The sequence below is a fragment of the Caulobacter sp. DWP3-1-3b2 genome (genome assembly GCF_049896325.1).
In the GTDB taxonomy this organism is placed as follows: Bacteria; Pseudomonadota; Alphaproteobacteria; order Caulobacterales; family Caulobacteraceae; genus Caulobacter.
In genome coordinates, this window is sequence record NZ_JAFCUB010000005.1 from 49,333 (window position 1) to 71,878 (window position 22,546).

Sequence of the window (22,546 nt, forward strand, 5' to 3'; positions counted from 1 at the left end):
CAGGAAACCTAAGCAGCTTGCGGCGACATCTGCGTGACAGTTCCCTGTCCTGAGCGCAGGAAATTCGCCCGCCCCGTATAAACATCAGCAGTGACAAGAGTAATGGCCGAGAAATCGCAGATCGGCGGCAGCATGGTGCGCCGCGCCGCAGGTTCAAACTTGGCGGCGAGGCGCGTCTGGGCGTCCGAAAAAACTGGGATCCCCGAGTGGCCTGTACCGCATACCAGCGATAGTGCTTATTTGGACTATACCAATACGAACTCACGCAACGTCGAAAGCGGGCGAGCCAGGTGATCTCGACGTCCGAGTCTGAGCGGAGCCTCAGGGCAATTTCTTGCCGCCATATGCCGGAGCGAAGCTTGGCGGCGGGATAGAATTCAGCCATCGCCTGACCGCGGGTCAGCATGCAGCCCCTAAAGCGCAGAATCGCCTTCGACCGTCTCGTTCTGTCGCCTCAACGACATCAGGCGTGGCTAGACACTGAGAACCACACACCTTCCGGAATTTTCCATGCCCCCAGTCGATCGTCGCGCCTTCCTGCTCTCGGCGACCGCCGCCTTGGCCTTGCCGCCCGCTGTCGCCAAAGCTCTGGCCATCGACGCGGACGTGCGCGCTGGCTCCCTGAAAGACGTGGAGCACGTGGTGATCCTGATGCAGGAGAACCGCGCGTTCGATCACTATTTCGGCGTGATGAATGGCGTCCGAGGCTTTGGAGATCGCTTCCCGATTCCCTTGCCCGACAGCCCGGGTTTGCACCACAAGACGGTCTGGACCCAGGTCAACGACACGGCGCAGGGCGGACCGCCGCTAGTCTCGCCCTTCCCGTTGGACACCCTCGCAACCTTCGCCCACATGCGGGTCGAGGGTACGCCCCACAGTTGGTCCGACGCCCAGGCGGCCTGGAACGAAGGTCGCATGAACCGCTGGCCGGCCGCCAAGACCGAGCGCGCCATGGGCTATTACCGCCGCGAGGACATTCCGTTCCAGTACGCGATGGCCAACGCCTTCACGCTTTGCGACGCCTATCACTGTTCGACCCAGACCGGCACCAACACCAACCGTCTGTTCCTGTGGACAGCCACCAACGATCCGTCCGGTCAGCTCGGCGGCCCCTCGATCTCCAACAGCCACGACAGCTTCGTCGCCGACGGCGGGGCGGCCGATCCCTATCGCTGGACGACCTATGCCGAGCGGCTGCTGGCGGCCGGCGTGACCTGGCGCATCTACCAGGACATGGCTGACAATTTCACCGACAACCCGACGGCCGGATTCAAGGCCTATCGTGACAGCCATGACGCCCTTCCCGGGTCAGACCCAAGGCTGAAGGCCCTGGCATTGTCGACCCGCAAGCTGGACGGCCTGCGGGAGGACGTCCTGGCCGGAAGCTTGCCGCAGGTGTCGTATATCGTGGCGCCGGCGGCAGATTCCGAGCATCCCAGTCCCTCCAGCCCGGCCCAGGGCGCTGACTACACCGCCCGGGTGATCGACGCCCTGACCGCCGATCCCAAGGTCTGGGCGCGGACCGTGCTGCTGGTGATGTTCGACGAGAACGACGGCTTCTTCGACCACGTCCCGCCGCCCGCCCCGCCCTCGAAGGCGGCGGACGGAACGGTTCTGGGCGACTCGACGGTCGATACCGCCGGTGAATATCATCTGGTGCGCAACCCAACCGAGGCCAAGGCCGAGCGCGACGAGTTAATGGGACGTCCCTACGGGCTTGGCCCCCGGGTTCCGTTGTATGTGCTGTCGCCGTGGAGCCGGGGCGGCTGGGTAAATTCGCAGGTCTTCGACCACACCTCGGTGATCCGCTTCCTGGAAACGCGGTTCGGAGTGACAGAGCCCAACATCTCGCCCTGGCGACGGGCGGTTTGCGGCGACCTGACCACCGCCTTCGACTTCAAGACTCCGAATAACGCCCCCTTCGTCAAAGCCTTGCCGACCACACGGGCTTTGGCCGACCGCGCCGCGGCGCTCAAGGACACCACCGTTCCGCCGACACCGGTCGCGCCGGCGGTCCCGACCCAGGCCACGGGCCCTCGCCCCTCGCGCGCCCTGCCCTATGCCCCGCGGATAGACGAGGGCGCGCGGGACGGTCGCATGGGACTGATCCTGGCCAATGACGGCTCACAGGCGACGGTGCTCCACGTCTATGACCGTCTGCGGCTGGACCAGCCACCGCGCCGCTACACCGTCGAGCCGGGCAAACGCGTCAGCGACGTCTGGCCCACCGGGGCCTACGATCTCTGGGTGTTGGGTCCCAACGGCTTTCACCGCCATTTCATCGGCGCGACGCCGGAGACCGACCCCATCCTGCGAGTCGAAGCCAGGAGAACCGCTGGCCTGGTCGGCCTGATCCTGCGCAATCCCAGCGAGACCAGCCTGACCCTGACCGCCACGCCCAACGCCTACAAGACCGCCTTCGGCCCCTGGAAGACGACGCTGGCCCCGGGTCGCGAAATCCGCAAGGACCTACGGGTCAAGGCCAGCGGCGGCTGGTACGACCTGTCGATCGAAGCCGACGGCTACCTGCGCCGCGTGGCGGAACGGCTGGAGATGGGCGTCGACTCCATCAGCGATCCGGCCATGGGCGGCATGGCGATCATGGATCAGCCGTTTCGCGGCTGAACAGCCTGACTTGCTCGAACCGGACCGCGGGCTCGCGGCCCGGCGCGCGACACATGGTTCGAATTGGTCACGAGGGGAGCCAGCCCTGGCCCTGGAGCGAAATCCGGCCTCACGGCGGGATTTTTCGTATCGCGCTTGGCGCTCGCTCCCGCTAATCAATCAAGCTCAACTTCCGGCCGAACCGGCCACAGCACGGCTGCGAATGGGTCGATCCGATAAACTTGCCAAGGCTCGCGCGCTTGAGCTTATGGGGGCGCGCAAGTATCTGAAGAGCATCACGCCCATGACGTCGGACGAGCCGAACGACACACCGATCGCGCGGTCGGCTCGAGGCTCTGGGCGTCGCCTTCGCGGCGCTGTAGCCCACTATCTCGGCACGGCGATTGTCTCCGGCCAAATCGCGCCGGGCGACAAGTTGACCGGAGAGATCGCCAACGCCGAAGCGCTCGACGTGTCGCGCAGCGCCTATCGTGAAGCGGTGCAGGTGTTGACAGCCAAAGGCCTCTTGGAAAGCCGTCCAAAGGCCGGCACGCGGGTGCTGCCGCGCAGCCGCTGGAATATCCTCGACCCGGCGGTGCTGGCTTGGGCGTTTTCCGCCGAACCCGACGTGGCGTTCGTCCGCGATCTCTTCGAACTGCGGGCCGTGGTCGAGCCAGCCGCCGCGCGGTTCGCCGCTGAGCGTCGCGACAAGAACGATATCAAGGCATTGAGGGACGCCCTGGCCAAGATGCGTCGCCACACCTTGGCCACCGAAGCTGGCAGGGCCGCCGATCGAGCCTTCCACGACGCTTTGCTGGGCGCCACCCACAACAACGCAATGATGGCGCTGAGCGCCAGCATCGGGGCCGCCGTCAGTTGGACCACCGAATTCAAGCAACGCACCCGGGGCCTCCCCCGCGATCCGATCCCAGACCACGCTAGGGTCTGTGACGCGGTCGTCGCCGGAAATCCTGACGCTGCGGGCGCGGCCATGCGCGCGCTTGTCGAGCTTGCGTTGGAGGACACACGCTCGGCGATGTAGCGGCGGCGTCATCGGTTCGAGGATTCAGGCCGAGCGAGCGTGAAGCTGTCGATATCCATCCGCCCCTCGCCGCCGCTTGGATTGAAGCAGAAGAGGCTAAACTGTTCACCCTGAAAGGTGCCAGTGCGCCAGGCGAAGGCCAACGGGAAATCGCCGGGCATCTCCGTCCAGGCGCGACCGTCGAGGCTGTAGGCCAAGGCTGCCTTGTCCGTGGTGAAGTCCATGTCGACCGAGAGCCACAGATCACGCAGCGGGATCGGCCGCGCCTCGCTCAGCGGCGTGGTCTTGGCCCCAGCCTCCGTGCTTTCAACCACCCGCGCGCTCAAGGCGCCTTGGCCATTTCCCGCGCCCGTCACCACCAGTTGGTTCGAGAACTTCCCAAAGGCGCCAAAGCCGCAAACATCACCCGGCGCCAGGGCGCGAACATCGAGTTTGACGACGCCTCGGCTTCGAGGCCCCTGCCCTTTCTGGACCAGGGTGTTTCTCGCCGCCCAGAAATCCGGGCTGGTTGTGGTCTTCAGACGGAGAAAGCCGGGCCGCTCGCCGAGCGACCAGCGGCTGTCCTGTGGATTATGGTTCCATTGCCATTGGCGCCCCAGTGAGCGCCCCGTGAAGTCATCCGAGCTGGGCGGCTCGACGAACGGCCTCCCCGGAATAGGCTTGGGGGCGCGGTCGGGAACCCGTCCGGGCGCGGCGGGCGTGCCCCAGACCGGCCAGTCGTCTTGCCAGAACACCGGGCTGATATTGGTGACGCGGCCAATTGCGCCGGCGTCGCGCATGACAAAGCCGTACCAACCGCCGTCGGGAAGATCGACTAGCGCGCCCTGATGGCCTCCGGTGGTGTCGTCGATCTGGTCACGGGTCTCCCACGGACCTGCCAGGCTCCTGGCCCGCGACACCGTCAAGGCTAGACGCCGGGGGATGGCGTTGAACAGATAGTACCATGCGCCGCGCCGGATCAGCTTGGAGCCTTCGGCCCCCTGGATGTAATGAACGGTTTGCTCGGCGGTCACGGCGGTAAGGCCGGCGTTCAGGCTCAGAAGGCGCACCGTGCCATCCGAGCCGACCGAGGTCACGATGAAGGCCTTGCCATCGGTATCGAAGAACAGGCCTGGGTCGAAGGCTTCGCGGTCAAGTTCATGCACGCGCCAAGGCCCGCGAATGTCAGTGGCCGAATAGACGCGTGTGTTGTGTCCTACCGGCGTGACAGCGATGTAGAAGCGGCCGTTATGGTGGCGCAGGCTAGGCGCGAACACCCCATGCCGGTAGTCGCCGCCGCCGCTGAGGTCGTATTTCGGATTCCCCTCGAGGCGCGGCATGACGTGGCCGATGATGTCCCAATTCACGAGATCCTTGGAATGGAGGATCGTCAAGCCCGGGGCGTTCACGAAGGTGGTGGAGGCGAAATAGAAATCCTCACCCACCCGGATGATGTCGGGATCGGGATAGTCGGCATTGAGCGGGGGGTTCTGATAGGTTCCTGAATCGCCGTCGGCGCGCCAAACCTGGGCTTGCACGTTTCCGGCGCAGGCAAGCAACAGCAAGCCGGCGATCGCCGAGATCAACGTGCTGATGGTTCTGGCCACGGCCTTTCCTGCTCAGCGCGCATCGGAGCCGGTCAAGGCCGCGTCGCCCCAGGTCACCGGATCGGGGAAGCGCGCGGCCTGGGGCGTGCGCGCCACCAGCTCGATCAGCTTGACCCCACCGACATCGGCGCTAAGCGGCGTGGCTGCGGCTCCAAAGCGTAACGGAGCCGAGCGCGCCAGGAGCTTGCCGTCGCCATAGACCTCGAACGTGACGGGCTGGCTGCGATCGCGCGCCGAATCGTCCAGCCCGACAGTTGCGTTGAAGCGCTTGAAGCCGGGGTTGCGGACCTCCAGCCGCGAATTGCCCAGCACGCCGATCCCGGCGACGAACTTTCGGCCAGCGACGGCCAGTTCCTGGCCATAGGGCGTGCTGTCAGCCTGGGCTCCGCCCCAGCCGCCATAGCGCGGCGGCTCCCCGGTCCCTCGGGTGCCGCGCCACGGGAGAAGCCCGCGATGGATCAAGGGCTCGGCCTCGGGAATGACGACGCCATCCACGGCCGGATTCACCAGCCCAGGGCTTTCGGAAAGATAGACGCCGTCGGCGAGGATCCGCGCACCATGGGCGGTGAAAACTCGCGTCTCGCGCGGCTGCAGCTGGAATTTTCGCTCGCCACGAAAGGCGAGCGCCTCGCCGGACCAGAGATCGGTGAGATCGACATCGGCGTCGGCCAGGAACTTCAGGTGAGCTGCGGTCAGCGTCGCCTCGATGGGCGCGGAAGTCCGGTTGAGGATCGCCACGGCCTTGTCGCCGCTGACCAATGTCTTGACGAAGATGCTGACGTCGTCGGAGTCGAAGGCCAGCACGGCCTGGTTGCCGGCGACATCCTGGTTGATGGCGATAAGCCGGGGCGCGCCAAGGATGTCGAGCAAAGCCTTGGACGCCTTGCGCAGATCATAGCCGATGATCAGCGGCGCATTGACCATCGCCCACAGCGCGAAGTGCGACCGCGCTTCGGTGAGATGGTTCTCGTCGAAGTCGCCGCTCCCGACATAGAGCATATCCGGATCGTTCCACGATCCTGGATGAGCGTAGAGCGGGCGCCGCGCCACGCTGTCAATGTTGTGCAGCATGCGGCTCCAATTGGGCGAAATGTCCTCGCTGGTGCGCGACATCGCCCCGACGTCCTTGGCCCAGGCGCGGACGTCGGCCGCGCCCCAGATGCAGATCGAATAGACAAAGTCGCCATCCGGGTTGTGACGATCCAGCGCCGCGCCGACCTCGCCATAGAGGGCGCGCACCGCCCCGACATTGGTTCTGCCTAGCGAGTCCGAATCGACTAGCGGCTCCAGGGCGCGGTAGAGGCCGGCCTTCACCTGCGGATGGCTGGCGGGCAGGCCGCGAATGCCACAGCCATCCACCTTGATCAGGTCAAAGCCCCATTCTTCGAAGTACAGTGCGATATCCTGATCGACGTGACCGTAGAGCCCGACCTCCCGCTCGGCCACCGTCCCCTCGGGTTGGTTGGGAAAGGTCGAGGTGAAGACCTGACCGCAGCTGTTGCGGCCGATATCGGAATAGATACCCGCCTTCAGCCCCATGGCGTGCAGACGGTTCGTCAGGGGGCGAAAGGTGGTGTCGCCGTTCAGCGTCGCGGCCGAAGGGAAGCGGTCGGCGCGGATCAGCATCCGACCATCGGCGGCCCGGCGCTTGAGCCACCAGCCGTCGTCAATATCGACATAGCGATAGCCCTTGGCCGCCAGACCCGCATCGACGAGGATCTGAGCCGAGCCCATGATCTTTTCCTCGTCGATGTCGCTGGTAAAGGCGTTCCAGCTGTTCCAACCCATTGGCGGGGTGCGCGCCGCGCCACGCTGATAGGCGCTCCAGCGTCCGGAGGCGGCGAGCGGATCGGCGGCGGCGGTCGCGGCGTGCGCGGCGAACAGCGCGATCAGGGCCGCAGCGACGAGACGAACAAACATCATGACCAATCCTGGAAACGGGTTTGGGCTGGCTTAACGGCCCTTGAACACCAGATTTTTGCTGAAGAACGGCAGAACGTGCTCCTGGAACCGCACTGCCACGTCGCTGGTATGGTCGCCAGGATAGATCTCGAAGCTGTTGGCGATGCCGGAGCGGTCCATCGCCGCGTGAAGCTTGGCCGCGTCCAGCTTCAGGCCGTCGCGGTCGGTGGCGCACTAGTCGCCATCTGAGCGTCGGCCATCCCTGGCAGGGCCAGCATCAGGGCCATGATCATCGGACGCAGGGCGCGGGTCGGACCTCGGTGACGGCGCGGGTCACGCGTCTCGCTAACCCTCATTCAAACCTCCCACATCGCGCGATGTCGCTCTTGCACATCCCAGCTTGTTAGCGTTACCATTTGTCCGGCAAATAAAGGCCTGTCAATCGCTCGACGCTACGGTCTGCTCCGTACGCCGCCCATGGGCGTCGAGCGGTGACTGACCGGCAGCGTACTGCTCGTGAGACAGCCATAACAAACGGCGTGTCGCCTCAAGGCGATCTAGCCGGATAAGTGATATTAGGGCGGCCTAGATGCGAAACAGAGTGCCGGAGGCCACGCGCCGACGATGGACCATGGCCGCTGCCGGGACGTTCGTCGCATCGGTCTTGGTCGTTGCGTCTAGCGCTGACGCAGGCCCCGTCGAGCAGACCCTCTCCCCGACCTCCGCCGTGAGCACCCAGGCTGATCGCGCGGCGACCGCGTTGGTCAGCGAGATGACGCGCGATGAAAAGCTCGAACAACTGCTCAACACCGCGCCGGCCATCCCGCGGCTGGAAATTCCGGCCTACAACTGGTGGACCGAGTCGCTGCACGGGGCCTTGGGGCCCCTGCCCACCACCAACTTTCCCGAACCCATCGGCTTGGCGGCGACCTTTGATCCCGCCATGATCCAGGATGTCGCCAGCGCGATTGGAACCGAGGTTCAAGGCCTGCACGCCCTGGCGCGCGAGACCGGCCGCATGGGGCGCATCGGCACGGGCCTGGACACATGGTCGCCCAACATCAACATCTTCCGCGATCCGCGCTGGGGCCGGGGCCAGGAGACCTATGGCGAGGATCCGTTCCTGACGGCGCGGATGGGCGTGGCGTTCGTAGAGGGTATTCAGGGTCCGGACCCTGAGCGCCCACGTGTTATCGCCACGCCCAAGCACTTCGCGGTTCATAGCGGCCCGGAGTCGACCCGACACAGCGCCAATGTCTTCGTCTCCCGCCACGATCTCGAAGATACCTACCTGCCCGCTTTCCGCGCCGCGATCGTCGAGGCGCGCGCCGGGTCGGTGATGTGCGCTTACAACCGGATCGACGGGCAGCCGGCCTGCGCGAGCGATCTTCTGCTCAAGGAGCATCTGCGCGGAGCCTGGGGCTTTAGCGGTTATGTCGTGTCCGACTGCGACGCGGTCAAGGACATCAGCGACCATCACAAATACGCGCCCGACGCGGCCACCGCCGTCGCCGCGGCCATGCGAGCCGGCGTCGATAACGAGTGCAACGGCGCGACCTTGACCGACACGGACGGTCTGGCGGGTCGGTATCGCGAGGCTTTGGATCGTGGCTTGATCACTGTGGCCGACATCGACAGGTCGCTGGTGCGTCTGTTCTCGGCTCGGTTCCGGATTGGCGATCTCCCGGCTACTCCGGCGAGCGCTTCGCGTGCATCCGCGCCCACGACCGTCCTGACGTCCGAACACGAGGCGCTGGCCTTGGCGGCTAGCGAGAAGAGCCTCGTCCTGCTGAAGAACGACGGTGTCCTTCCGCTCAAGCCTGGCCTGCGCATCGCGGTGATCGGCCCCTTGGGCGACGCCACGCGGGTGCTGCGCGGCAACTATTCCTCGTCCTTATCAGCCCCGCCGATTTCGGTCGTCGAGGGTTTGCGACGCGCCATGCCTTCGGCGCAGGTCAGCTACGCGCCGTTCGGGGCCTCGTTCACCGACGGCGACCGCGTTCCGGCCACGGCCTTGCGTACGCCCGACGGCAAGCCGGGCCTGTTGGCGCGCTATTTCAACACCGTCGAGCCGCCACCCATGCGCTTCGCGCCGGGCGCATTCCGCGAGGCCGTCGCAAAGATGCGCTATGCCGAGCAGCCCGTGGTCACGCGCGTGGAGGCGGACGTCGCGGCGCGCAGCCTGGATTTGGCGACGGTGTCGGACCACCACCGCGTAATCTGGACGGGCTATCTGGTTCCTCCCGAGAGCGGGACCTACCGCCTCGGCCTGAGCGGTTTCAACGGAGAAATGACTCTAGACGGCAAGCCGTTCGCCGATCTTCGCAAGGCCGGTTGGGGCAGCTTGCCGACGATGAAGACCCTGAGCCTGGAAAAGGGCCGTCGCTATCCGATCGAGGTGGTTTCCGAATCCCACGTCCTGTCCGGTGTCAGTCTGGTGTGGAAGCGTATCTCCACCAATCCATCCGCCGAACTCGACGCCGCCGCGGCCAAGGCCGACGTGCTGGTGGCGGTCGTGGGGCTGACCTCCGATCTGGAGGCCGAGGAATCGCCGGTCGAAATCCCCGGCTTCAAGGGCGGCGACAAGACGACGCTCGACCTGCCCGCCGACCAGCAGGCCTTGTTGGAGCAGGCCAAGACCCTAGGCAAGCCGCTGATCGTCGTGGCCCTGAACGGCAGCCCTCTGAACTTCGCCTGGGCCAAGGACAACGCCTCGGCTCTGTTGGAGGCCTGGTACCCTGGCCAGTCCGGCGGTTTGGCGATCGCCAATGTCCTGTCCGGCAAGATCAATCCGGCCGGGCGCCTGCCGCTGACCTTCTATCGTTCGGTCAGCGATCTGCCGTCCTTCGATGACTATGCGATGGCTGGGCGAACCTACCGCTATTTCGCCGGCGCGCCCGTGTATCCGTTCGGCTACGGGCTCAGCTACACGGCGTTCGCCTATAGTCCTCTCAAACTGGAGCCGGCGGTCCGGGGCGCGGGTCAGGGCCTGCGGGTGACGACAACCCTTCGAAACACGGGGGGCCACCCCGGCGACGAGGTGGCGCAGCTCTATCTGAGTTTCCCCCAGACGCCCGGCGCGCCTCGCCTGGCACTGCGAGGCTTCCAGCGGGTGGCGCTGAAGCCGGGCGAGACTCGCGAACTCATCTTCACGCTCTCGCCACGTGACCTCAGCTCGGTCGATCTCGACGGCAGGAGGCGGGTCGCTGTGGGACGCTACCGCATCAGCGTCGGCTCGGGACAGCCCGACACCGGCCTCCCAGGCCAGTCGGCCGACGTTTCGGTCGATGAGGCCGTTGCGGTGCCAAAATAGCCTCCCGTCAACGCCTTGGCCGCCGAGTTGTGGCGCGGCCTGAAGCCAACCCTACTGCCCCAACCGAGACCGACTGGATGACGATGCGGATTTTCCTGAGCAGCCTGATTATTGGCCTGAGCCTATCGACAGCGAGCCTGGCCGCGCCGAGGCTGGATGGGGCGATCGCCGAGCACGCCGTGCTGCAGCGCGACCAGCCCCTCGTCGTGACGGGCCAGGCGCGCGCGGGCGAGACCGTCAGCGTTGTCCTGGCCGGCCGATCGGCCCGCGCCACAGCCGATAGCCAAGGGCGGTTTCGCCTGGTCCTGCCGCCCCTGCCCGCTGGCGGCCCGTATCAGATGCTGGTCTCCGCGCAGAGCGGCCAATTGTTCGTCGATGACCTGATGATCGGCGACGTCTTTCTCTGTTCGGGCCAAAGCAATATGGAACTCGCGGCAGAGCAAGCCCAGAACAGTTTTCAGATCGCGGGGGCAGCCGACGCCGATTTGCGGCTTCTGACCGTAGCCAAGCAGACGGCCACGGCGCCGCAGGCCCGCTTCGAGACGCCGCCGGTCTGGACGGCGGCGACGCCGCAGTCGATCGCCAGGTTCTCCGCCGTCTGCTTCTACACCGGCCAGGCTCTACGCAGGACCGTCAAGGCCCCGATCGGATTGATCCACGCCAGTTGGGGCGGATCGCGCATTTCAGCCTGGATGGCGCCCGAAGGGCTTGCCGCCGCCGGCATGAAGCCCGAAGCCCAGACGCTGGCCCTCTACAACCGCGACGCGGCCGCCGGCGACGCCCAGGCCGGCGCGGCGTGGGAAAGCTGGTGGCGAACCCAGGCGCGGGTTCAATCCACCGATGAGCCCTGGCGTGCGGACGGCCGCCTGGACTGGCGCGCGGCGCCCGGCGTCGGCTATTTCACCCGCTGGGGCGTGGTGGCGCTGTCCGACTATGTCGGCATGGTCTGGTTCAAGAAGGAGATTGACCTGACCGCCGCCCAGGCCCGTCAAGGCGCTGTCCTGGCTTTGGGCGCGATCGACGACGCGGATCGGACTTGGGTCAACGGCGCTCCGATCGGGGGCGGCAGCATCGCCAGCGCGCAGCGCCGCTACCGGGTGGCCCCAGGCGTGTTGGTCGAAGGCCGCAATGTCATCACTGTCAATGTCGACAACGTCTATGCCGAAGGCGGCATGACGGGTCCCGCCAGTGAGATGCGCCTGCGCTTCGACGATGGCTCCATACTCCCGTTGGACGCCGGGTGGCGATACGCGCTGGGCGGCCGGCCCAAGTCCAACGCGCCCCGCGCGCCCTGGGACGACATCAACGGCGCGGGCACGCTCTACAACGCCATGATTGCACCCCTGGGCGAGACCGCGCTCCGCGGCGTGGCCTGGTACCAGGGCGAGTCCGACACCGACCTGCCAGGCTATGATCGCCGGCTCGCGGCGATGATGGCCGATTGGCGAGCGCAGTTCGGCGCGCCCGACCTGCCCTTCGCGATCATCCAGCTGTCGGCCTATGGGGCGACCGCTTCGGCCCCCACCGAAAGCGGCTGGGCGCATTTGCGCGATATCCAGCGTCACGTCGCCGAAACCGATAGGCGCGCTGCGGTCGTGGTGACCCTCGATCTGGGCGATCGCCTCGACATCCATCCGGGAGAAAAGCAAGAGGTGGGCCGACGGACCGCCCGAGCCCTGCGCGCCCTGACCTATCAGGAGGCTGTGTCGCCGTCGGGTCCTCGGATTCGCTCGGCGCTCCGCGACGCCGGCGGCGGGGCGACGCTCTCCTTCGCGGACGTCTCGGACAGCCTGACCATGCTCGGCGCCGATGCCGCCATCGGTTTTGAGCTGTGTGCAGCGACTGGCTCCTGTCGCTACGCCAACGCCAAGGCTTCCGGCGATCAGGTCGTGATCATCGGCGACGGCAAGCCCGTGACGCGCGTCCGCTACGCCTGGGCCGACAGCCCGACCGTCAACCTCTTCGACCGCGCCGGCCAACCGGTTGGACCCTTTGAAATCACCGTGCCCTAAGCGCCTCAGGCGCGGCCGAGCCCAGCACGACAACACGCCATGACAGGGAGAAACAGCATGCAATCCATCCGCTCAACAGCATCCGGACGCCCGTCCCAACCCTTGCGCGCGCGCCTGGCCGCGATCGGCGTGGCGCTCGCCTGCAGTCTTGCCACCGGCGCTCAGGCGCAGGACAACCGGATGACGCCCACCGCCATCCCCGCCCAGCCGAACGCCATCGTTTTGGACACCGGCCCCCTGGCTGGAGCGACCGCGCCGGAGGCCTGGCACAGCCAGTACAAAAGCCTCTTCGCCCGCAACGTCACGGTCGCCACCCTCACCCCGTTCCTCCCCGATCCCACCAAGGCGACCGGCGCGGCCGTGATCGTCGCGCCCGGCGGCGGCTTTCGCACGCTGTCGATGGAGAACGAGGGCTGGGATGTCGCGCGCGCCCTCGCCGACAAGGGCGTGGCGGCCTTCGTGCTGAAATACCGGCTCAACCCAACGCCCGCGGACATGCCCGGGTTCGAGCGCTCCATGAGCGAGATGTTTTCGGCGACCGCGAAGGCGCCGCGACCGAGCCCCGAGGCGGCGATGGCGGGCCTGGCCCCGCAGATCGCCGATTCCCGCGCGGCCTTCGCACTGGTCCGTGGCCGCGCGGCCGAGTGGCGGATCGATCCCGACCGGGTCGGCATGATCGGCTTTTCGGCCGGCGCCATGCTGACCTTGGCGACCACCTTGGCGGGCGATGACGCCAAGCCGGCCTTCATCGGGATCATCTACGGCCCGCTGTCTCCAGTCGCGGTTCCGGCCGATGCGCCGCCGATGTTCGTCGCCCTGGCCGCCGACGATCCGTTCTTCGCCAACAGCGGTTTTGGCCTGATCGACAGTTGGAAGGCGGCCAAGCGGCCGGTCGAATTCCACCTTTATGAGCAGGGCGGGCACGGCTTTGGCATGTACCCGAAAACCACGACCAGCACCGGCTGGTTCGACGCCTATGTCCGCTGGATCGGCATGCATGGGCTGCTGGATCGCAAGCGCTGACGGCACACGCCTGAACAAGACTGCGGACGGGGCCGTTTCCAGTCAGACCCGGGCCGCCGCTCAATGGTCGGCAGGGTGCGGCGAAGGCCGAAGATTCTGTCGATCTCAGCCTCTGAAACGGAGCCTTCCGCCATGACACATAATTTGTTCAGGCCTAGCCTCGACCGTCGACGCCTTCTCATCGCCAGCGCCGGCATGGTCGCGGCGCCCTACCTTCTGGGCGCCGCGACCATGCCCGAGGCGGTGATCATCGAGACGGCGGAGGGCCGGTTGCGAGGCTCACGGTCCGACGGAGTCGACGTGTTCCGCGGCGTGCCCTACGGCGCCAGTGTTTCTGGCGCGGCGCGTTTCCTGCCCGCCACCGCCGCCAAGCCCTGGGCCGGCGTGCGCGATGCGACCCGGCTTGGCCCGCCCTCCTTGCAACACCCCGATACCGTCTATGGACTGAACGAGCCTGCGCCCGACGAAAACTGCCTGGTGCTCAATATCTGGAAACCCGCCGGCGGCGGGCGGCGCCGTCCCGTGATGTTCTACAGCCACGGCGGCGGCTACACGACCGGTTCGGCTGGCAGCGCGGCGCAGGACGGCGGCCAACTGGCGCGCGACCACGACGTCATCGTCGTCGCGACCAATCACCGTCTGGGCCTGTTGGGCTATCTCTATCTCGGTGGATTGGGCGGAGAGCCCTATGCCGGCTCGGGCAATCAGGGCCTGTCAGACATCGTCCTGGCGCTGAAATGGGTCGCCCGCAACATCACCGCCTTCGGCGGCGATCCGGACAATGTCATGATCTTTGGCGAGTCCGGAGGCGGGGCCAAGACCGCATGCCTCTACGCCATGCCTTCGGTCGCGCCGCTGTTCGCCAAGGCCGCGATCCAGAGTGGTCCAGCGGTGCGGATCGGCACGACCGAGGCCGCCGACCAGACCACCCGCATGCTGCTGGACGAACTGGGCTTGGCCTCGACCGATTGGCGGCGCCTGCTCGAGGTTCCGGCCCCTCGGCTGCTGCAAGCTCAGGACGCTTTGGCCAAGCGTGCGACTCGAACGAACCCTGAAGGTTGGCGGGGCATCCAGGCGGTAGGCCCCGGCTGCTACGGCCCCCTGGTGGACGGAGCCCTCCTCCCGCACCATCCTTTTGATCCAAGCGCCCCGGTTAGCGCGCGCGACAAGCCGCTGATCGTCGGTTGGCTCGACAACGAGGCGGCGTTTTTCGCCTGGAAAGGCAATGACACCGCGGCCTTCTCTCTCGACGGGGCCGGGCTCAAATCGCGGATGACCGCAGGCTTCGGTGAACGGGCCGACCAGATCATCGACACCTACCGCGCCAGCCGCCCCGGCGCGTCAGACACCGACCTTTATCTGGCCATCGGAAGCGAACGCAACATGGGCGCGGGCTCGATCGTCACGGCCGAACGCAAGGCCGCTCAGGGCGGAGCGCCGGTTTATTATTACAACCTGGCCTATCGTTCGAACATCAAGGCGCCGGGCACCGACTACGAACTCGGCGCGATGCACGCCAGCGACATACCGCTGGTGTTCAACACGATCGGCCCGCCCGACACCCTGGCTGGGAGCCGTCCCGACCGCGTCCAAGCTGCCCGCAACACCAGCGCCTTTTGGGCGTCGTTCGCGCGCGACGGCCGGCCATCGGCCCCAGATCAGCCAGCTTGGCCGCCCTACGAGCTGCAGCGTCGCGAAACCATGGTGATTGACGCGACCTGTAGCGTCGTCGCCGATCGATACGGAGCTGAACGGCGCCTATGGGATGCGATTGAACGCCTCGATGGCCGAAAACCACCCTTAGCGTGACCTTACGGGCGACCGCAGCGTCTCAAAAAATACTCCTACAAATAGACTTTGGCGGTTCGCAACTCTTGACCGCATCGAATTTTCAATCTTACCGCTACCTCTGCGGAACGCCGGTAGGCGAAAAGATGTCGGTAAGCCGCTGCAAATCGGACGGTGCACGGCCAGGTGAACCTGGCGCCGCATTGGCTGGCCGATAGCCGTGGCCGGACGTTCGACCAGGCGGTCTGCCCTCAAGGCGTGCTCTGCGACGAGGGCCTGGCGCCCAAGACCATCACCACGCCCGAATACCAGGGCATGGCCAACTACGCCTACCACCTGGACGCCGGCAAATTCGCGCCGTTCCTGCAGAAGCACTGCACGGAAAAGCTTGGCGTGCGTCATGTGTTGGCCGATGTCGAACGGGTGAATCTGAGCGAAACGGGCGACATCGCCAGCATCACGACTTCGCAGGCGGGCGACGTCGTTGGGGCCGGATCATCGACTTCCTCAAGCTGCACTATGTGCTGACGAAGCGGACCGACAGCGCGTTCTGGCGCGCCAATGTCGATCCGGCGAGCATCCCTGAGCGTCTGCAGAAATTGCTGCGCCTCTGGAAGTACCAGTCGCCGGGATTTCTCGACGAGTTTGACCGGCTGGACGAGGTGTTTCCTGCCTCGAGCTACCAGTACATCCTTTATGGCATGGGTTTCCGCACCGAGGTCGAACCCTTCAACACTGTCGCGGCGCAGGCGCTGGCGTCTCGGTTCCTGGGCGAGGCGGAGGTTCTTACCCAGCGTATCGAGCCCTGTCGCCCGGTGGTGCTGCGCGGCCTCGTCGCCGACTGGCCGGTCGTTGAGGCCGGCGCGCGATCGCCGGCGGCTTTCCGCGACCATGTTTCCAGATTCGACACCGGCGCCCCGATGGAGGCCTTTGTCGGGGCGCCTCAGATCGCTGGAAAGTATTACTACAGCGACGACTTGGCGGGCTTCAATTTCGAGCATCGGCGCATGAGCCTGTCCCAGGCTTCTCAAGCCAGAACCCCATGCCGTTGCTGGGCCGGACAACCGGCCAGCGGATTTGGCTGGGCCATGCCTCCAACGTCTCCTCCCACTACGACACCCTGGACAATCTGGCCTGCGTGGTGGCTGGGGCAAGGCGTTTCACCCTCTATCCGCCGGAGTTGATCGGCGAGCTCTATGTCGGTCCCATCGACAACACCATGGCCGGCCAGCCAGTCAGTCTGGCCGCTTCGTCGCCGCCGGACGACGCGCGGTTCCCCCGGTTCGCCGGGGTGCGCGACCAGGCGCTGATCACGGAGTTGCACGCCGGCGACGCGCTCTATCTGCCCAAGCTGTGGTGGCATCAGGTCGAGGCGACGGCGCCGTTCAACGGCTCGGTAAACTACTGGTGGGACGCCTTCGCCGCGGGGCCGGACTCGCCTTACACCAGCCTCCTCCTGTCGATGATCGCCGTGAGCGAAAGACCGCTGGAAGAACGTCGAGCATGGAAGGCGCTCTTCGAGCACTACGTCTTCCGCGAAAACGGTCATCCCGTCAGCCACTTGCAGCCAGAGCGCCGGGGTCTTCTCGGTCCGCTCGCGCCCGCCAACTACGGCCGAATTCGCGCGAGAGTGATGCAGCTTCTCCGCGGCAACTAAGCGGGATCAGGTGGCTTGCGAAGCAACGCTAGAGCATTTTTCGAGCGAAGTGGTGCCGGTTCGCGTGAAGAAAAATGCGTCAAAACAAAAGATTAGAGCTCACGGCCTGACGCAGTCAGGTCGGGAAATGCTCTAGACAGATGGCCGGCGCCGCCTTGCGTCGCCGGCCATGACGTCAATGAGCACCAAGAAGCGGCCTCGTCAGGTTTCCCTTTGCGGCTCGCCTAGGTCCGATAAGCCCGCTCGACATATTCGAAGCTGTTGAAATCGGCTGACCGCGCCGTGCCCGCAAGATCTTGACAGGCCATGCCGACGAAGGCGCCGGTGAAGTTGGGCGCGCCCGGGGCGGTGGCTTCGTCCGACAGGATCGAGGCGTCGAACACCTCCTGCAGCCAGGTCCATGCCTCGCCGTCCAGGCTGAAGGCGAAGCGCAGGTGCTCGAAATCGACCTCGACCCGCAGGTGGACAAGGCTCGCCTCGGGCAGTGGAATAGGCATGGTGAAGGCGTCGGCTTGGGGGCTGTCGGGCAGAGCCGACATCACCTGGATGTGGCGCCCGTGCTCGTCGTCGCGTGACACGTACAGATAATGGAACTTGTTGGCGCCGTAATAGCAGATCAGCCCCGCCGCCTGCTGGAAATGCTCGGGAACGAAGTCCAACACCGTCTGGGCGGAGTAACAGTGGGCCTGCTGGCGGCGGGCGACCAAGGCCTGGCGATACTGGCTGCCGATCGTCTCGCGACCGAACAGGCGTAGCCAACCGGCGCGCGCGGTCAGGCTGAACAGCTCATCTGGGAACGGCGAACGCAGCCACTGGAAGTCGATCGGCAATGTCGGAGCGTCGAAGACCGTCCGGGTGGGGTCCAGCGGGAACGGCGCGGGCGGCAGGCCCGGTCCGGGCGGAGCTAGTTCGGGTTCGCTCGACCCGTCGCGCGTGCGCAGCCAGCCGTCGGCGCCCCAGACCATCGGCTGGATTGCAGTCTCACGTCCGAGCGTGCAGCGCCCACGATTGGGCAAGGGGCGGCCGCAGAGGTAAACCATCCAGGTCTGACCATCGGACGCCTCGACCAGGTCGGCGTGCCCTGCCCTCTGCAGCGCCGCGTGCGGCCGATCCCGAGCGGTCAGGACTGGTCCGTCGGGATGCAGCGCATAGGGCCCTTGAAGCGCGCGTGACCGAGCCATGGTCACCGCGTGACCAAAGCCCGTGCCCCCCTCGGCCGTGACCAGATGATACCATCCGCCCCGTTTGTAGAGATGCGGCGCCTCGGTCAGGCCTAGCGCCGTGCCGGGAAAGATCAGCTTGCGCGCGCCGACGAGCACCTGCGCCGTCGGGTCATATTCCTGGGCCACGATGCCCGCGAAGTGGTTGCGGTTCGGCCGATGGTCCCACAGCATGTTGAGCAGCCACTTTCGGCCATCGTCGTCATGAAACAGCGACGGGTCGAAGCCGCTGCTGTTTAGGAACACCGGGTCGGACCACGGCCCCTCGATGTTGTCGGCGGTGACAAGATAGTTGTGGAAATCGCGTAGGCTGGCGCCCGAGGCTCCCGACACCGTGGTGCGGCCATAGCGCTTGACGTCGGTATAGATCAGCCAGAACCGACCATCGGCATGGGTCAGGCACGGCGCCCAGACCCCGCAGCTGTCGGGCGCGCCCAGCATGTTCAGCTGGCTTGGCCGGGTCAGAGGTCGGGTCAGCAGCCGCCAGTTCACGAGGTCTCGCGAATGATGGATCTGAACGCCGGGGAACCACTCGAAGGTCGAGGTGGCGATGTAGTAGTCCTCGCCCACCCGCACGATCGAGGGGTCGGGATTGAAACCCCGAAGGATTGGGTTCGAGATCGCGGCTTGCGGCATGGGACGCTCTACAGGGCGGAAACGGTAACGGGCTTGGAGGTTGGCGACGCGCCCGGGTCGCGAACCAGGATCCACAGCAGCGTCGCGCCTGCCAGGTCCAGAACGCCCAGGGCGACGAAGAACGGATCATAGCCGACCGTGGCGACCAGGCTTCCAATCAGCAATGAGAAGATCAGCACCCCCAGATTGGCGAAGAACCCGGCCATGCCGGCGACGGTCGCCACCGCGTTGCGGCGGAACAGGTCCGACGACAGGGTGATCACCGTCACCGACAGGGTCTGATGCGCAAAGCCGCCCAGGCACAGCAGGGCGATGGCGACATAGGGGCTTTCAACTCGCCCGACGAACATCATGCTGGTCATCAGCAACGCGCCCAGCGTGAAAGCCCCACGCCGGGCGTTGATCAGGCTGACCCCGCGCCTCTGCAGGAACAGCACCACCATGGGGCCAAACAGGCAGCCCAGGTCGGCCGCCACGAAGGGCAGCCAGGCGAACAGGGCGATCTGCTTCAACTCGAAATGCCGGACCGTGACCAGGTACAGCGGGATCCAGAACGACAGGGCGCCCCAGGTCGGGTCGGCCAGGAACCTCGGCAGGGCGATGCCCCAAAAATTGCGCTGGCCAAGGAGACTGAGCATCGAGGGCCGCGTCCCGGTGTCCTCAAGATGGCTCTCCTGGCCGGCGGTGATCAAATCGTGCTCGGCGTCGGACAGCGCCTTGTGCTTGTCAGGCGCCTGATAGGTGAAGAGCCAAAGCACCACCCAGGCCAACCCCAGGCCGCCGGCCACCACGAAGGCCGCGCGCCAGTCCCAGACCAGGATCGACCAGGCCACCAAGGGCGGCGCCAGCACCGAGCCCATCGAGGCGCCGATGTTGTAGACCCCGCCGGCCAAGCCGCGCTCCCGAGCCGGAAACCAGGTCGAGACCGCCTTCATGCCCGCCGGATGCGCGCAGCCCTCGGCGACGCCCAACGCCCCGCGGAGTCCCAAAAGCGCCTGCCAACTGCCGGCCAAGCCATGGGCCATGGTGATGACCGACCAGACAGTGGCGAACAGCGCGAAGCCGAGCTTCAGGCCGATGGAGTCGAGCATATAGCCGCAGAGAGGCTGCAGCATGACGCCCAGTTGGAAGGCGCCCGTGATCCAGGAATATTCCTTTGGGCCGATCTGCAGCTCGGCCAGCACCGTGGGCGCGGCCACGCCGAGGGTGCTGCGCGCGAGATAGTTGATCACCGCCCCCAGCATCACGAGCCCAATCATCCACCAGCGAAGGTTTCGGATCTTTCGGCTCATGGCGTGGGTCCACGTCGTGTCGATCGATCGACCGGCCTTCGCGCCTCGCGACCGGACGACGGACTAAGCGTTAGGCGGGTCACGCGGCCCTCGCCCGCGCCTTGTCCAGCCGCGCCATGGCGTAGAAGACCAGCACGCTGGTCACCACCAGCACGGCGGCAAGGGCCAGCATCGGCGCGAGGATGCTGCCCGTCGCATCTCGCACCATCGGCACGAGGTTCTGGGCGATGAAGCCGCCAAGATTACCGATCGCATTGATCGCCGCGATACCGGCCGCCGCCCGCGGCCCGCTGAGAAAGCTTGGCGGCAGGCTCCAGAACACCGGTTGGGCCGCGAAGATCGCCGGCGCGGCGAGGCATAGCATCGCGAACTTCAGCGTCGCGCCGGGCACGATCACGCTCAGGACCAAGGCCAATGCGCCCAGCAGGCAGGGTCCGGCGATGTGCCAGGCGCTGGCGCCATGTCGGGCGGCGTGGCGCGGCACCAGCCAGAGGGCCACGGCGACCAGCAGCCAGGGGACGACATTGATCAACCCATTGACGCTGTTGGAAACGCCGAACGACTTGACGATGGTCGGCAGCCAGTAGCTCAGGCCATAGGCCCCCAGCGGCATGCCGATATAGAGTCCTGCCAGCATTAGAACGCGAGGGTCGAAGATTGCCTTCCAGGCGCCGCGATGGTCGTCAACCGCCCCGCCCCGCTCGGCGTCCAGCACCTTGGCCAGCCAGACCCTCTCGCCTTCCGGCAGCCAACGGGCCTGGGTCGGACCATCGGGCAGGCGCCACAGCACATAGGGCGCCAGCAGCACGGCCGGAACGCCGGTGACCAGGAACACCCACTGCCAGCCCGCCAATCCCAAGGTCCCGTCCAGGTCCAGCAAAAGGCCGCCCAGGACCGCCCCGACCGCGTTGGCTACGGCGCTGGCGATCATGAACAAACCCACCATCCGGGCGCGATGAGCCTGCGGATACCAAAGGGTCAGGACGTAGAGGACACCTGGGAAGAACCCCGCCTCGGTGACTCCGAGCAGGAACCGCAGGACATAAAACATCGTCGCGTTTTGGGTGAACCCCAGGGCCAGGGTGACCAGGCCCCAGGTAAACATGATCCGCGCGAACCAGACGCGGGCGCCTATCCGGGCGAGGATCAGGTTCGACGGCGCCTCGAACAGGAAGTAGCCAATGAAAAACAGCGACGCGCCAAAGCCGTAGGCCGCCTCGGTGAGGCCCAGTGCGTGGACCATGTCGAGCTTGGCGTAGGATACGTTCTGCCGGTCGATATAGGCGATCAGGTACATCAGGCAAAACAGCGGCATCAGCCGCTTGGTCACCCGCCCCACGGTGGCGCGCTCGATGTCGAGAGACGGATCAGGCATGCGATGACCTCTCATGGGTTTTCGCGCCCGCGACCTGGGTGCGTTGTGGCGGAGCTGTGGACTGACGCTCGATCAGCGTGTGGTCCAGAACGTAATCCGCAGAGGCTTCGGCCGAAGGCTCGGCCGATCGCAAGGCGCGCATCAGCCGCTCTAGGGCCACCGCCGCCATCTGCCGCACGGGCTGGCGCACTGTGGTGAGCGGCGGCCAGAGCGTGGTGGCCACGGTCGTGTCATCGAACCCGACCACGGTCAGGTCGCGTGGCACGTCGAGATGGCGGCGGTGGGCCACCGACACGGCCGCAGCGGCCATGTCGTCGTTGCTGGCGAAGATCGCGGTGGGCGGTGGGTTGTTGTCCAGCAGCTCCTCCGCGGCGCGCAGACCCGAAACGTAGGTGAACGCCCCTTGGGCGAGGAGGAGTTCGCCCCCCTCGACTGCGGCGATCGCCGCGCGAGCGCCTTCGAGGCGCTCGGCGCTGGCGGTCTGGTCAGGGTTTCCGGTGATGAAGCCGATCCTCCGATGGCCAAGATCCAGCAGAAGCTGGGCCATGGCCTGGCTGGCGCGGCGGTCGTCGATTCGGACGCTGACCGCGTCGCTCGGCGGGCGTCCCGCGGCGACCACCGCGACCGGGAGATGGGCGGCGCGGAGGATATCGCGCAAGACGGCGGATTCTCCCAGGGGCGGCGTCAGGACCACGCCGTGGAGGCCTGACCCCAGCAGTCTTTGCAACTCGTGGGTCGACAAGGCTTGGCCGCTTTCACCTCGCACCAGGATCAGCCGCGCTCCGGCGTTGGTGGCCTCCTCGAACACGCCGATCAGGAAGTCGCTCATGAACGCGGCGCTGGGATTGGCATAGATCACCCCGATCCGCAGTTCGCCGGCCATGACGAGATTGCGGGCGGCGAGGTTCGGTTCGTAGTTGAGTTCCTGGAGCGCGGCCAGGACCGCCAGGCGCGTCTCTTCACGCACGCTGGTGACGTCATTGATGACTCGCGACACGGTCATGCGCGAGACGCCGGCCAGTCGCGCCACATCGACGATGGTGGCGCCTCGGGCGCGGTCTGGCCTGTTCAATGGACAACCTTCACGTCTGCCAAC

At 66.2% G+C, this 22,546-nt stretch carries 15 protein-coding genes and 1 pseudogene; 8 read left to right on the forward strand and 8 right to left on the reverse strand.

What is annotated here, in order from left to right:
* Nucleotides 1-510: 510 nt before the first annotated feature.
* Nucleotides 511-2,625 (forward strand): phosphocholine-specific phospholipase C, encoded by a 2,115-nt coding sequence (locus tag ACP7AG_RS05195; protein ID WP_426030038.1) that lies wholly within the window; start codon nt 511-513, stop codon nt 2,623-2,625.
* Between the two features lie 283 nt (nt 2,626-2,908).
* Entirely contained in the window at nt 2,909-3,646 is a 738-nt protein-coding gene (locus ACP7AG_RS05200; RefSeq protein ID WP_426030039.1) for a FadR/GntR family transcriptional regulator, read from the forward strand.
* Nucleotides 3,647-3,654: 8 nt separating this feature from the next.
* On the opposite strand, the gene ACP7AG_RS05205 is transcribed toward ACP7AG_RS05200, so the two are convergent.
* From ACP7AG_RS05205 to ACP7AG_RS05220, 4 genes are read right to left on the reverse strand one after another with little or no spacing between them, the layout of a single operon-like run.
* Nucleotides 3,655-5,232, reverse strand: a complete 1,578-nt coding sequence (locus tag ACP7AG_RS05205; RefSeq protein ID WP_426011709.1) for a glycoside hydrolase family 43 protein — start codon at nt 5,230-5,232, stop codon at nt 3,655-3,657.
* A gap of 12 nt (nt 5,233-5,244) precedes the next feature.
* On the reverse strand, nt 5,245-7,155 hold the full coding sequence (locus ACP7AG_RS05210) for an NPCBM/NEW2 domain-containing protein (protein WP_426030040.1): 1,911 nt from the start codon (nt 7,153-7,155) through the stop codon (nt 5,245-5,247).
* Nucleotides 7,156-7,185: 30 nt separating this feature from the next.
* The gene (locus ACP7AG_RS05215; protein ID WP_426030041.1) at nt 7,186-7,314 is read right to left on the reverse strand and encodes a hypothetical protein; all 129 of its coding nucleotides are present in this window, start codon (nt 7,312-7,314) and stop codon (nt 7,186-7,188) included.
* Between the two features lie 29 nt (nt 7,315-7,343).
* Nucleotides 7,344-7,490, reverse strand: coding sequence for a hypothetical protein (locus ACP7AG_RS05220; RefSeq protein ID WP_426030043.1), 147 nt, complete (start codon nt 7,488-7,490; stop codon nt 7,344-7,346).
* 371 nt (nt 7,491-7,861) lie between these two features.
* Between ACP7AG_RS05220 and ACP7AG_RS05225 the strand changes: the two genes are divergently transcribed.
* The 6 genes and pseudogenes from ACP7AG_RS05225 to ACP7AG_RS05250 all read left to right on the forward strand — a co-directional run bounded on the left by ACP7AG_RS05225 (nt 7,862) and on the right by ACP7AG_RS05250 (nt 16,927).
* Nucleotides 7,862-10,447 (forward strand): glycoside hydrolase family 3 C-terminal domain-containing protein, encoded by a 2,586-nt coding sequence (locus tag ACP7AG_RS05225; protein ID WP_426030044.1) that lies wholly within the window; start codon nt 7,862-7,864, stop codon nt 10,445-10,447.
* Between the two features lie 77 nt (nt 10,448-10,524).
* On the forward strand, nt 10,525-12,459 hold the full coding sequence (locus ACP7AG_RS05230; RefSeq protein ID WP_426030045.1) for a sialate O-acetylesterase: 1,935 nt from the start codon (nt 10,525-10,527) through the stop codon (nt 12,457-12,459).
* 57 nt (nt 12,460-12,516) lie between these two features.
* The gene (locus tag ACP7AG_RS05235) at nt 12,517-13,482 is read left to right on the forward strand and encodes an alpha/beta hydrolase (protein WP_426030046.1); all 966 of its coding nucleotides are present in this window, start codon (nt 12,517-12,519) and stop codon (nt 13,480-13,482) included.
* Nucleotides 13,483-13,614: 132 nt separating this feature from the next.
* Nucleotides 13,615-15,291, forward strand: coding sequence for a carboxylesterase/lipase family protein (locus tag ACP7AG_RS05240; protein WP_426030047.1), 1,677 nt, complete (start codon nt 13,615-13,617; stop codon nt 15,289-15,291).
* Between the two features lie 153 nt (nt 15,292-15,444).
* A complete protein-coding gene (locus ACP7AG_RS05245; RefSeq protein WP_426030048.1) occupies nt 15,445-15,798 on the forward strand; it encodes a tryptophan 7-halogenase in 354 nt (117 codons plus the stop codon).
* Nucleotides 15,792-16,927: pseudogene (locus tag ACP7AG_RS05250) on the forward strand (cupin-like domain-containing protein). Before ACP7AG_RS05245 ends, ACP7AG_RS05250 begins: the two are co-directional and overlap by 7 nt.
* A 224-nt stretch (nt 16,928-17,151) precedes the next feature.
* On the opposite strand, the gene ACP7AG_RS05255 reads toward ACP7AG_RS05250, so the two are convergent.
* The 4 genes from ACP7AG_RS05255 to ACP7AG_RS05270 form a co-directional block, all read right to left on the reverse strand.
* Nucleotides 17,152-18,783: a glycoside hydrolase family 43 protein gene (locus ACP7AG_RS05255; protein ID WP_426030049.1), complete on the reverse strand. Its 1,632-nt coding sequence runs from the start codon at nt 18,781-18,783 to the stop codon at nt 17,152-17,154.
* Between the two features lie 8 nt (nt 18,784-18,791).
* Nucleotides 18,792-20,075, reverse strand: coding sequence for an MFS transporter (locus tag ACP7AG_RS05260; protein WP_426030050.1), 1,284 nt, complete (start codon nt 20,073-20,075; stop codon nt 18,792-18,794).
* Nucleotides 20,076-20,154: 79 nt separating this feature from the next.
* Complete coding sequence (locus ACP7AG_RS05265) at nt 20,155-21,450, reverse strand: MFS transporter (protein ID WP_426030052.1); 1,296 nt, start codon at nt 21,448-21,450, stop codon at nt 20,155-20,157.
* A complete protein-coding gene (locus tag ACP7AG_RS05270; RefSeq protein ID WP_426030053.1) occupies nt 21,443-22,522 on the reverse strand; it encodes a LacI family DNA-binding transcriptional regulator in 1,080 nt (359 codons plus the stop codon). The genes ACP7AG_RS05265 and ACP7AG_RS05270 overlap by 8 nt, the downstream gene beginning before the upstream one ends.
* Nucleotides 22,523-22,546: the final 24 nt, after the last annotated feature.

What these genes read in the sequence shown, in the direction of transcription:
- ACP7AG_RS05220 (WP_426030043.1), bottom strand. Translation starts at nt 7,490, where the DNA reads ATGAGGGTTAGCGAGACGCGTGACCCGCGCCGTCACCGAGGTCCGACC.
- ACP7AG_RS05255 (WP_426030049.1), bottom strand. Translation starts at nt 18,783, where the DNA reads ATGCCGCAAGCCGCGATCTCGAACCCAATCCTTCGGGGTTTCAATCCC.
- ACP7AG_RS05260 (WP_426030050.1), bottom strand. Translation starts at nt 20,075, where the DNA reads ATGAGCCGAAAGATCCGAAACCTTCGCTGGTGGATGATTGGGCTCGTG.
- ACP7AG_RS05265 (WP_426030052.1), bottom strand. Translation starts at nt 21,450, where the DNA reads ATGCCTGATCCGTCTCTCGACATCGAGCGCGCCACCGTGGGGCGGGTG.
- ACP7AG_RS05230 (WP_426030045.1), top strand. Translation starts at nt 10,525, where the DNA reads ATGACGATGCGGATTTTCCTGAGCAGCCTGATTATTGGCCTGAGCCTA.
- ACP7AG_RS05210 (WP_426030040.1), bottom strand. Translation starts at nt 7,155, where the DNA reads ATGATGTTTGTTCGTCTCGTCGCTGCGGCCCTGATCGCGCTGTTCGCC.
- ACP7AG_RS05240 (WP_426030047.1), top strand. Translation starts at nt 13,615, where the DNA reads ATGACACATAATTTGTTCAGGCCTAGCCTCGACCGTCGACGCCTTCTC.
- ACP7AG_RS05215 (WP_426030041.1), bottom strand. Translation starts at nt 7,314, where the DNA reads ATGGACCGCTCCGGCATCGCCAACAGCTTCGAGATCTATCCTGGCGAC.
- ACP7AG_RS05200 (WP_426030039.1), top strand. Translation starts at nt 2,909, where the DNA reads ATGACGTCGGACGAGCCGAACGACACACCGATCGCGCGGTCGGCTCGA.
- ACP7AG_RS05195 (WP_426030038.1), top strand. Translation starts at nt 511, where the DNA reads ATGCCCCCAGTCGATCGTCGCGCCTTCCTGCTCTCGGCGACCGCCGCC.
- ACP7AG_RS05235 (WP_426030046.1), top strand. Translation starts at nt 12,517, where the DNA reads ATGCAATCCATCCGCTCAACAGCATCCGGACGCCCGTCCCAACCCTTG.